Annotated in this window: 10 protein-coding genes and 3 pseudogenes; 3 read left to right on the forward strand and 10 right to left on the reverse strand. The window is 30.6% G+C overall.

Annotated features, from left to right (window positions below; genetic code table 11):
• The first annotated feature begins 40 nt into the window (after nt 1-40).
• Nucleotides 41-766 (forward strand): class I SAM-dependent methyltransferase, encoded by a 726-nt coding sequence (locus tag PG912_RS08085; protein WP_260584896.1) that lies wholly within the window; start codon nt 41-43, stop codon nt 764-766.
• Nucleotides 763-1,440 (forward strand): ZIP family metal transporter, encoded by a 678-nt coding sequence (locus PG912_RS08090; RefSeq protein ID WP_260584897.1) that lies wholly within the window; start codon nt 763-765, stop codon nt 1,438-1,440. The genes PG912_RS08085 and PG912_RS08090 overlap by 4 nt, the downstream gene beginning before the upstream one ends.
• A gap of 126 nt (nt 1,441-1,566) precedes the next feature.
• On the opposite strand, the pseudogene PG912_RS08095 reads toward PG912_RS08090, so the two are convergent.
• From PG912_RS08095 to PG912_RS08105, 3 genes and pseudogenes are all read right to left on the reverse strand, one after another.
• Nucleotides 1,567-1,935: pseudogene (locus tag PG912_RS08095) on the reverse strand (cupin domain-containing protein).
• Nucleotides 1,936-1,984: 49 nt separating this feature from the next.
• Nucleotides 1,985-2,545, reverse strand: coding sequence for a hypothetical protein (locus PG912_RS08100; protein WP_260584899.1), 561 nt, complete (start codon nt 2,543-2,545; stop codon nt 1,985-1,987).
• Between the two features lie 50 nt (nt 2,546-2,595).
• On the reverse strand, nt 2,596-4,119 hold the full coding sequence (locus PG912_RS08105) for a helicase HerA-like domain-containing protein (RefSeq protein ID WP_275687132.1): 1,524 nt from the start codon (nt 4,117-4,119) through the stop codon (nt 2,596-2,598).
• An 88-nt stretch (nt 4,120-4,207) separates the two neighbouring features.
• Between PG912_RS08105 and PG912_RS08110 the strand changes: the two are divergent.
• Nucleotides 4,208-4,840: pseudogene (locus PG912_RS08110) on the forward strand (7-carboxy-7-deazaguanine synthase QueE).
• 201 nt (nt 4,841-5,041) lie between these two features.
• On the opposite strand, the pseudogene PG912_RS08115 reads toward PG912_RS08110, so the two are convergent.
• The 7 genes and pseudogenes from PG912_RS08115 to PG912_RS08145 form a co-directional block, all read right to left on the reverse strand.
• Nucleotides 5,042-5,993, reverse strand: a pseudogene (locus tag PG912_RS08115) (acetyl-CoA carboxylase carboxyltransferase subunit alpha).
• 90 nt (nt 5,994-6,083) lie between these two features.
• Nucleotides 6,084-6,983, reverse strand: a complete 900-nt coding sequence (locus PG912_RS08120) for a DMT family transporter (protein ID WP_260584903.1) — start codon at nt 6,981-6,983, stop codon at nt 6,084-6,086.
• Nucleotides 6,970-7,596, reverse strand: coding sequence for an LptF/LptG family permease (locus PG912_RS08125; RefSeq protein ID WP_275687133.1), 627 nt, complete (start codon nt 7,594-7,596; stop codon nt 6,970-6,972). Before PG912_RS08125 ends, PG912_RS08120 begins: the two co-directional genes overlap by 14 nt.
• Nucleotides 7,587-8,054 carry an LptF/LptG family permease gene (locus PG912_RS08130; protein ID WP_275687134.1) on the reverse strand — a complete coding sequence of 156 codons (468 nt, stop codon included), beginning with the start codon at nt 8,052-8,054 and terminating at the stop codon, nt 7,587-7,589. The genes PG912_RS08125 and PG912_RS08130 overlap by 10 nt, the downstream gene beginning before the upstream one ends.
• A gap of 12 nt (nt 8,055-8,066) precedes the next feature.
• Nucleotides 8,067-9,197, reverse strand: coding sequence for a tRNA guanosine(34) transglycosylase Tgt (gene tgt / locus PG912_RS08135; RefSeq protein ID WP_275687135.1), 1,131 nt, complete (start codon nt 9,195-9,197; stop codon nt 8,067-8,069).
• 124 nt (nt 9,198-9,321) lie between these two features.
• The gene (gene rluF / locus PG912_RS08140) at nt 9,322-10,209 is read right to left on the reverse strand and encodes a 23S rRNA pseudouridine(2604) synthase RluF (protein ID WP_275687136.1); all 888 of its coding nucleotides are present in this window, start codon (nt 10,207-10,209) and stop codon (nt 9,322-9,324) included.
• Nucleotides 10,210-10,274: 65 nt separating this feature from the next.
• Nucleotides 10,275-11,222, reverse strand: a complete 948-nt coding sequence (locus PG912_RS08145; protein ID WP_275687137.1) for a PorP/SprF family type IX secretion system membrane protein — start codon at nt 11,220-11,222, stop codon at nt 10,275-10,277.
• Nucleotides 11,223-11,224: the final 2 nt, after the last annotated feature.

Here is an 11,224-nt window from a genome sequence, read left to right on the forward strand (position 1 = left end):
AAAAACGTAAGATTTATGTATTTTTGCAGACCTTATACTTATGAAAACAACAGACTGGTTTACTTCTTGGTTCGATACTTCCTATTATCATACATTATATAAGCATAGAAATGATGCAGATGCTCAATTTTTTATGCGTAACGTAACATCGTTTTTAAAATTACCTAAATCGAGTCATATTGCCGATTTACCTTGTGGTAAAGGACGACATTCGGTATACTTAAATTCTTTAGGTTACAAAATAACTGGTGGCGATTTAAGCAGAAACAGTATTGAATATGCTAAAAAATTTGAAAATGAATCGCTGAATTTTGAAGTTTGGGACATGCGTGACCCTATAGAGCATAAATACGATGCTATTTTTAACTTATTTACAAGTTTTGGTTACTTTGAGGATGACAATGAAGATATCGCTATTTTAAAAAGCATTAAAAACGGCTTAAAAGAAAATGGTGTCTTTGTTTTAGATTTTTTAAATGTCGAGAAAGTTAAAAACTCTTTAGTTTTAAAAGAAGTTAAAACAATTGATGGTATTGAATTTCACATTAAAAGAGAAATTAAAAACGGTTTTATCTTAAAACACATTTCTTTTATTGCTGATGACCAACAACATTCATATACCGAGCAGGTAAAATTTTTAACCTTAGATAAAATGGAAAGCTATTTTAAAAAAGCTGGTTTAAACTTAAAACATGTTTTTGGTGATTATAGTTTAAATACTTTTGATAAAAATACTTCTGATAGATTAATACTAATTGGAGAATGAGTTACATATTATTAATAATTGCTGTTTTACTAGGCTCTTTACTTGTTTTATTTTTAAAACCTAACAATCAATTAGTTCGCCTTTTATTGGCCTTTAGTGGCGCTTATTTACTATCGGTTACGATATTGCACTTACTTCCCGAAGTTTATATACATACAGGTAATGCCAAGAAAATAGGAATCTTAATTTTAATCGGAATTATTATACAATCGGTTTTAGAATCTTTTTCTAAGGGTGCAGAACACGGTCATATTCATGTACATTCTGATTCGTCAAAGTTTCCTTGGTTACTATTTGTGAGTTTATGTATTCACGCTTTTTCTGAAGGATTGCCAATACATCATGCTGACGATAATTTACTTTGGGCAATTATTGTACATAAAATTCCTATTGCTATTGTTTTAACAACTTTCTTTCTACAGACAAACTATAGTAAAAAAACAATCGTTTTATTTTTAAGTTTATTTGCTTTAATGAGTCCATTGGGAGTTTTAGTTTCTGATAAAGTGCCTTTTTTCAATGAATATCATACCGAAATAACGGCTTTAATTATTGGGGTTTTTCTACACATATCTACCATCATACTTTTTGAAAGTTCAGAAAATCACAAATTCAATTTTAAAAAATTTACCGCAATCCTTTTGGGAATTGTATTAACAATACTTACGCTTTAATATTTTTTTAAATAGCGTATATAAAAAAACATCAAATTGAAACAAATTCAATTTGATGTTTTTTCGATTTATAAAGTACTCTTATTATGAAATAAATTCAACGTAACAAATCTCCTTAAAATTATGCTATTCCTCTTCTCTATTCACTAAATCAATAGAAAAAGCAGGCATGCAAACAGCTAAATACTCACAAGGTTCATTAAACGGGTTTGAATATTGAACTCGCACTCCTTTTGTTATTTTAATTGATTCTCCTGCTTCTAAAACAACAATATCTCCATCAATATTAAATTATTTTTTACCTTTTATAATATACGTATATTCTTCAAATGCTGGTGTTTGAAAAGGTTCACTCCAATTAACTGGCGCAACCATGTGTGGAATACTTACTTTTGGGTTTTTATCCGTAGCATTACCAAAATGCTCTTCTATTAATTTTCCATCTGTAGTTGGTACTACAAATGGTTTTCTTTGAATTGTATATTTTTTACTCATAATATAGAAATAAAAAAGTCGAAACAATTGTTTCGACTTTTCATATGTTTTAGTTAAACCAAATAGTTAGTGATTTTATTTTCGCTAAATCAGGAATCTGTTCTTTCGTTATTTTTTGAGTACTAAATTCTTTTAATCCCAAATCTTCTTTATCTAAAGAAATCGTTGCATTTAAATCGTCTATAAACAAGGTAGCTGATAAAAATGACGACTCAACTTTACTAATCGTATTATTCGCATTAACTTCCTGAAAAGAAGAACTGATATTTAAACCTGTTTTTGTTTTAAAGCGATCATCAAAAATCTCAACACTTTTTATTGTTGATGTTGAATCTAACTGTTCTTTAGGTACAATCGTTAACAAATGCTTACCTCCTTTTTCGTAAACTAAATATTTATCATCCTCCTGAAAAAAGTTATTTCCTTTAGCACCTTCGCTTAGTATTTTTACTATAGAATCATTTTCAAAAATTCCATCAACCTCTTGCATGGTCGTTTTTATTGTTAATTTTCCGATTTTACCTTTAGAAACATCAAATTTACTGTTTCCGCATTGTATAAATACTATTGAAATTAAAGCGATTATTAAGGGTTTAATTATGTTTTTCATTTATTTATTTGGTTTGTTATTATTAAAAACGTGTTTATATACTATTTGTTTTATTTTAATACTTTTTTTAATATTCCGAAAACACTACGAATAAAAGTTGCACTGGTTAATACTTTTATAATCGGATTTTGTCGTGTACTTCTACTTCGTGTTGACGAAGACCTTCTGCTTGTTTTCGCTGCTTCTTCTTTGCGAGCTGCTGCCGTTTTTTCTTTATTGATTTGTTCAATTTTATCATTTAAAAGCTCGTATGCGCTTTCTCTATCAACAATATCGTTATATTTAGGTATCAATCTCGAATTGTCTAATACCTGTTTAATTTCTTTCGCTGTAAGCACATCCATTCTACTCATAGGTGCACGTAACATCGTTCTTGCTAACGGAGTTGGAATTCCTTTTTCATTTAAAACCGATACCAAGGCTTCTCCTATTCCTAACTGCGTTAATACTTCTTTAGTATCGTAATACTCAGAATCTGGATAATTTTCGGCAGCTAATTTAATTGCTTTTCTGTCTTTTGCCGTAAATGCTCGTAAGGCATGCTGAATTTTCATTCCTAATTGTGCTAAAACATCTTCTGGCACATCCTTCGGATTTTGCGTTACAAAATACAACCCTATTCCTTTCGAACGAATTAATTTTACAATACTTTCAATTTGATTTAACAATGCTTTCGATGCTTCTTCAAAAACTAAATGTGCTTCATCAATAAAAATAACTAACTCAGGTTGATCGCTATCTCCTTGCTCTGGAAATGTTTCATACACTTCTGCTAATAATTGCATCATAAAAGTTGAAAACAACTTTGGTTTATCTTGAATATCTGTTAATCTTAAAACAGATATTAAACCACGTCCGTTTTCATCAACACGCGTTAAATCATCTACTTCAAATGATTTTTCGCCAAAAAATAAATCACCGCCTTGTTGATCAATTTCTACAATTTTTCTAAGAATTGCTCCTGTACTTGCTGTAGAAATTCTTCCGTATTCTTCTTGAATTTCTTCTTTTCCTTCATTGGTTACAAATTGAAGGATTTTCTTAAAATCTTTTAAATCTAATAAAGGTAATTTATTATCATCACAATATTTAAAAATAATTGCTACAATTCCCGATTGGGTTTCTGTTAAATCTAAAATACGCGCTAATAAAACAGATTCAAATTCAGATACTGTTGCACGTAAACGTATACCTTCTTGCTCTGATATTGATAAAATTTCTATCGGATATTTAGTAGCATTAAAAGGGATACCTATTTTTTCGTGACGCTCATCTATTTTAGCATGTCCTGGGCTTGGTTGTGCTAATCCGCTTAAATCACCCTTTACATCCATTAACAACACCGGAATTCCTTTATCAGACATGTTTTCTGCCAATACTTGCAAAGTTTTAGTTTTACCTGTACCTGTTGCTCCGGCAATTAATCCGTGGCGGTTTAAGGTTTTTAATGGAATATTTACCAGCGCATTTGTTACTGTTTCTTCCCCCAACATACCAGCACCTAATGTGATAAAATCTCCTTTACTTTTATAGCCTTCAGTAATGTATTTGAAAAACGCTTCGGTTTTGCTCATATTGTTCCGATTCTTTTTTATTGATAAAACACGTAAAAGTAACAAAAATCATCCATAAAATTTTAATGTTGACTATCTTTGCACTCTTATGTTGAAAAAAGAAGTACAAGAGTTTATAAATAAAGGAGAAATGCTTCCATTAATGGAAGAATTTTATACGATTCAAGGTGAAGGAGCGCACACAGGTACTGCTGCTTATTTTATTAGAATTGGAGGTTGCGATGTTGGTTGCCATTGGTGTGACGTAAAAGAAAGTTGGGATGCGAATTTACATCCACCAACAAAAACAGACGTAATTATTGCCAATGCAAAAAAATGAGCCAAAACAGTAGTAATTACTGGTGGTGAGCCATTAATGTGGAGTTTAGATTATATTACCAAAGAACTTCAGGATAAAGGGATGAAAACGCATATAGAAACTTCTGGTGCCTATGCTTTTTCTGGTGTTTGGGATTGGTTTTGCTTATCTCCTAAAAAAACAAAATTACCTACAAAAGAATGTTATAAAGAAGCTGATGAATTGAAAATGATTATTCATAATAAGAATGATTTTCAGTTTGCAGAAGAACAAGCTGAAAAAGTAGGCAAAAAATGTCAGCTCTTTTTACAACCTGAATGGAGTAAAAAAGAAGAAATGACACCATTAATTGTAGATTATGTGATGAAAAATCCGAAATGGCGTGTTTCTTTACAAACTCATAAATTTTTAAATATACCTTAATAAAAAAGCAACCAAATTTGGTTGCTTTTTTGTTGGAATAATTATTTTAACAACCTGTTTTTAATCTCTATTCGAATTTACTTAAAAATCTCATCGAATATAAATCTTCTTTTACTATCATTACAAATACATATGAGTGATTAATTCAAACAAAAAACTCGCCCAAAAGGCGAGTTTTAATACAATATATTCTTTGTATGATTATTCTTTATAAACACCCATATTTGCATATTTATCCATACGCTGGACAATTAAATCGGTATTATTTAAATCTTTAATTTCGTTAAAAGCAGTTAAAATTTGTTCTTGTACTGCTTTAAAAGCGCCTTCTCTATCAGAATGTGCTCCTCCTATTGGCTCTTCAATAATTCCGTCAATTAATTTTAATCGCTTCATATCATCACCAGTAAGTTTTAAAGCTTCGGCTGCTTGCTCTTTATACTCCCAACTACGCCATAAAATAGACGAACATGATTCAGGAGAAATTACCGTATACCAGGTATTTTCCATCATGTATACCTTGTCTCCTACTCCAATACCAATTGCTCCTCCTGATGCGCCTTCACCAATAACAATCGTTATAATAGGTGTTTTAAGACGAGTCATTTCAAGAATATTACGTGCAATTGCTTCACCTTGCCCACGTTCTTCAGCTTCTAAACCAGGATACGCTCCTGGAGTATCTACTAATGTTACTACCGGAATACCAAACTTTTCTGCCATTTTCATTAAACGCAAAGCTTTACGATATCCTTCTGGATTTGCCATCCCGAAATTACGGTACTGACGTGTTTTTGTATTATATCCTTTTTGCTGACCGATAAACATAAACGATTGATCACCAATTTTACCTAAACCACCAATCATAGCTTTATCGTCTTTTACATTACGATCACCATGTAGTTCCATAAAAGTATCTCCACAAATAGCTTTTATATAATCTAATGTATATGGGCGATTTGGGTGACGTGACAATTGTACACGTTGCCAAGGAGTTAAGTTTTTGTATATATCTTTTTTAGCTTTTTCTATTTTTTTCAATCTTACTACAGGTTGCGGTAACATCAACATCACTTTCTTTCCCTATATCAAAACACTTTGCCAATTGATCTTCTAATTCTTTTATTGGCAATTCAAAATCTAAATATTCCATTATATATCGTTTGATTTTATAATTCGTTGTTTGTAAAGGCAAACATACTAAAAAATTGTAAAGTTTAGCTTTTAACCTTTTTTAAAAATACTATTTTTTACTGAATTTCTTTTTTATCAACGTCGTATTTTTTAAAATACCGTTTAATAAAACTACAAATAAAACGATAAACGCTCCATAATAAAACTCAGTACTCATTTGTTCTTTTTCTCCAAATATGATCAACGCTAAAATAATCGCATAAACAGGTTCTAAATTAATAGTTAGCATTACGGTATATGGCGTTAAGTATTTCATTACTTGTACCGATGCAATAAAAGCATAAGCTGTACAAAAACTACTTAATATGATTAAATACAACCAATCATTTGCTGATATTTGAAAGAATTCAATTGAAATTTGTTGTGTAAATAACAGGTATAAAGTAACACCTAAAGCCCCAAACATTAACTGATAAAAAGAGATAATATTTGCATCGTATTTTTTTATAAATAATCCGTTTAAAACAGCAAACAATGCTGATAAAAAAGCAGATATCAATGCATATACAATACCCATTGTATATTGGCTTTGAAAATTAAAAATAATATAGAGTCCTGCGATTACTAAGATCCCTAATAAAATTTCAATTGCTTTAATCTTTCTTTTAAAAAATACGGGTTCTATAAGTGAAGCAAAAAAAGCTCCTGTACTCATTGTTACTAAAGCCACAGAAACATTTGATACTTTTATTGCTTTAAAAAAAGTAATCCAATGTATAGCAATAATTACACCTGAAAACGCAAATTTTAACAATCCTTTTTTATCAACTTTAAAAGACTTTCTGCGGATAAAAAAATAGATGGCAATAAACACTACTGCTAGCGACATTCGAAACCAAACTAACGGAATAGCATCAATAGAAATTAGTGCGCCAAGTATTGCTGTGAATCCCCAAATAAAAACAATAAAATGTAAGTGGAGGTAGTTTTTTAATTTATTTCCTTCCATTGATGTATAAGTAAATCGCATATAACCCAAAAACAATATTGGGTACCCAAATATTTAATAAAGCATTAGCACCTGCAACGCCACCTAATACTTCTGCTACTTTTAAAAAAAAGACATAGACAAACATTATTGAGATACCTAATGCCAAATTTAAACCAGTTCCTCCTCTTCTTTTCTTATATGCTAATGCTACTGCTATTAAAGTTAAAACATAACAGGCTATTGGTAAACTAGTACGTTTATATAATTCTACCAAATAAACGTTTAAATTTTTAACACCTCTTTTTTTAGAGATTTCAATGAATTTGATTAATTCAGGTGACCTCATTTCTTGCGCCGAAACATTTTTAAAATTGAAATCTTTTGGTGTAAAGGCAAAAGTAGTATCTATACTATTTCCTGAAAAAATACTGTCTCTGTCTTTAAAAACTTTTCTTATTTTCCAATTATATAATTTGAAGGTACTGTCTTTTTCTTTCCAATTGATATTATCTGCAGTTAGTTGTTGTTTTAACTGAATTCCATCATAGATTTCTGTCGTAAAATAATTTCCACTATTTCTTTTTAAATCAAAACGTTGCAGATAAACATATGTACTATCATTTAATTGCAAACTAAATTCTCGAACAGAATTATCTGAATATTTTTTTTGCTCAAATACTTTTTTTCAAACACTTTTTTTACTTTACTACTAGAAGGCACAAAGAAGTGATTCATAGATAAAGCAATCATGCATACAATCGTTGCTCCTATAAAGTAAGGAAACAAAAACCGAGTAAATGATACCTGAGAGCCATTTATTGCTACAATTTCTGTGTTGTTTGCTAATTTTGAAGTAAATAAAATTACAGCAATAAATAATGCCAAAGGCATAAAAGTATTTGCGTAATATATAATGAAATTTATGTAATAATCATTAGCAACCTCAATGAAAGTTAAACTCTCATGGTGTAAAAATTTATCTATTTTTTCAGCAATATCAATAGCTACCGCAATGGGTATTAGTATTAATAAAGTAAACAAAAATGTTACTAAATAACGCTTTAATATGTACCAATCAAGTATTTTCAAAAACGAATTATTTTATAAACGATTGTCCATTTGTTTCACCATTTTATCTTTCCACTCTGTAAAGTCTCCTGCTAAAATGTGTTTTCTTGCTTCTCTTGTTAGCCATAAATAGAAACCTAAATTATGAATAGATGCAATTTGTTTACCAAGCATTTCTTTTGCTGCAAAAAGGTGACGTAAGTAAGCTTTAGAATACATAGTATCTACCCAAGTAATCCCCATTTCATCGATAGGAGAAAAATCTTGTTCCCACTTTTTGTTCTTAATATTTATAGATCCGTGTGCTGTAAACAACATACCGTTACGTGCATTACGTGTTGGCATTACACAATCGAACATATCGATACCTAAAGCGATGTTTTCTAAAATATTTATAGGTGTTCCTACGCCCATTAAATAACGAGGTTTATCTTCAGGTAAAATAGCCGTAACTATTTCTGTCATTGCGTACAACTCTTCTGCTGGTTCGCCTACTGAAAGTCCACCAATGGCATTTCCTTGTGCTCCTACAGAGGCTATATATTCTGCAGATTGCTTTCTTAAATCTTTATACGTACTTCCTTGAACAATAGGAAAAAACGTTTGTTCGTGCCCGTACTTAAATGGTAATTTTTCTAAATGATTTACACATCTTTTCAACCATCTATGCGTCATATGCATAGAGCGTTTTGCGTAATTATAATCACAAGGATACGGTGTACACTCATCAAATGCCATAATAATATCAGCACCAATAGTACGCTGTGTTTCCATCACATTTTCTGGTGTAAAGAAATGTGTAGATCCATCAATATGACTTTTAAACTTAACGCCTTCCTCGTTAATTTTTCTTCTTCCTGAAAGTGAATATACTTGATATCCACCACTATCTGTTAAAATATTTCGATCCCAGTTCATAAACTTATGCAAACCTCCTGCGGCTTCTAAAGTTTCTAATTTAGGGCGTAAGTATAAGTGATAGGTGTTTCCTAAAATTATATCTGGATTGATCTCGTTTTTTAACTCTGATTGATGCACACCTTTTACAGTACCTACTGTACCTACTGGCATGAATATTGGAGTTTCTATTGTTCCGTGATCGGTTGTAATAACACCAGCTCGTGCTTTACTTTTTGGGTCGGTTGTTTTTAAGTCGAATTGCATAAGTGGCAAAGATACGCTTATTTAAGAATTGGAAAAGTAAATAAAATCATAATAATTAGTAAGTAAATAGTTGTTGTGTAAATTTTACATTTATACTTACAGCAACTTTCTTTATACAGGCTTTTTATTTACGTTTACGTCCAAATTTTTGGTTAGAATTTCTTTTTGTTTTAGGAGAGTTTTTTCTAAAAGTTGCACTTTTTTTATTAAAGTCATCTTGTTTTTTTACTTCCTTTTTCTTTGGTTGTTTTGGCTTTTTTTTCTCAACAACTGTTGATGCTTCCTCTGTTTTAGATGAATTAGCAATCATCTCATTGATTTGCTTCATTTCATCTTCGGTTAGTTCACGCCAATCTCCCGTACTTAATTTACCCAAAGCTACATTCATAATACGCTCACGTTTTAACTTCGTTACTTCGTATTCTAAATATTCGCACATTCTACGTATTTGACGATTTAATCCTTGGGTTAAAATAATTTGAAACGTAAAATCGTTTATTTTTTTAACCTTACATTTTTGCGTTACGGTTCCTAAAATAGGAATTCCATTTCCCATTCTTGTAATAAAATCGTCTGTTATTTTTTTATTCACCGAAACAATGTATTCTTTTTCGTGATTGTTTCCGGCGCGTAAAATTTTATTAACAATATCACCGTCATTGGTTAAAAATATTAGTCCTTCAGATGGTTTATCTAAACGACCAATAGGAAATAACCTTTCTGGATGGCCTACAAATTTTACAATATTTTTTTTCTCTTTACTATCTGTTGTACAAACAATACCTACAGGTTTATTTAAAGCTATATATAAGGTTTTAGGTTTAGGTTCTAATAAACGACCATCTACTCGCACCTTATCTCCTTTAAAAACTCTATTACCCAATTGTGCAACATTTTTGTTAATTGTTACTCTACCTGCTTGAATAAATTTTTCGGCATCTCTACGAGAACAGATACCTGTACTACTAATAAATTTATTCAAATTGGTTGAAAGTTGATTCTTGTTTTCCATTACTGCAAAGAAAAAGAAAATCCTCAAGTTTTAGCTTGAGGATCTTATTATATTATTTTGTTTTTTTAAAAAATCATCATTTTTTGGGTACAACGTGCTAAACTAGGTCTTCTTTCATAATCAAAACCAAGTGTAATCATGTGTGTACCGTAATTAAAATCTTGTGTTTTATTCATGTTTACACTAAAACCGTATGACATGTATAAGTTATCTTTTTTTAACCCTACCAATGGTGCAATTGCATTGGGTACAAAAAACTGATCGTTTAAGAACGTATAACTTAAACCTGCCCAAACATAACCATCATTAATTCCTTTTCTTACTTTAACATTCATATCGGTTCTCGATCTTTGATCTGCCTCATAATATTCAATAAACATAGACGGTTCAATTTCTATTCTATTACTAAACTTTGCAATAACATATGAACTAAAAAGAGTAAACCTTCTTAAAGATTCTGGCTCATTGGTTGTTAAATTATCTACTTTTTTATTTAGTAAATTATTTGCATTTGCACTTATACTAAATCGTTCGTAACGATATAACAAACCTACATCAAAATTAGAATTTGTAACCGATCTGTTAGGAACTCCTTGCCCTGAGTTATTATCAGAAGTATCAATACCAAATTGAGTAAAATTATAACTAATACCGAATGATAAAAAACTATCATGAAAATTACTTAACGTTAAGTGACTTGCCAGCGATAACTTGACTCCTTTTTGAGTGGTGTATCCATTTTTATCATTAAAAAAAGTAATACCTCCTCCAAATCGATCTGCTAAACGTGCTTCTACCACTAACGATTGTGTATCAGGTGCATCTTCAACACCTATCCATTGGCTTACCCCATTTAATCTAATTTTTAAACCACTACCAATACCTGCATAACTTGGAGATATTAAAAACGGATTATCTGCCAGGTGACTTATATACTGAGGCAAATTAATTTCTTGAGCTGATAATTTTACGCTAAAAATTATGATGCTTATTGCTATTAATATCTTTCTCATTT

Source organism: Tenacibaculum retecalamus, assembly GCF_027941755.1.
Lineage (GTDB): Bacteria > Bacteroidota > Bacteroidia > Flavobacteriales > Flavobacteriaceae > Polaribacter > Polaribacter haliotis_B.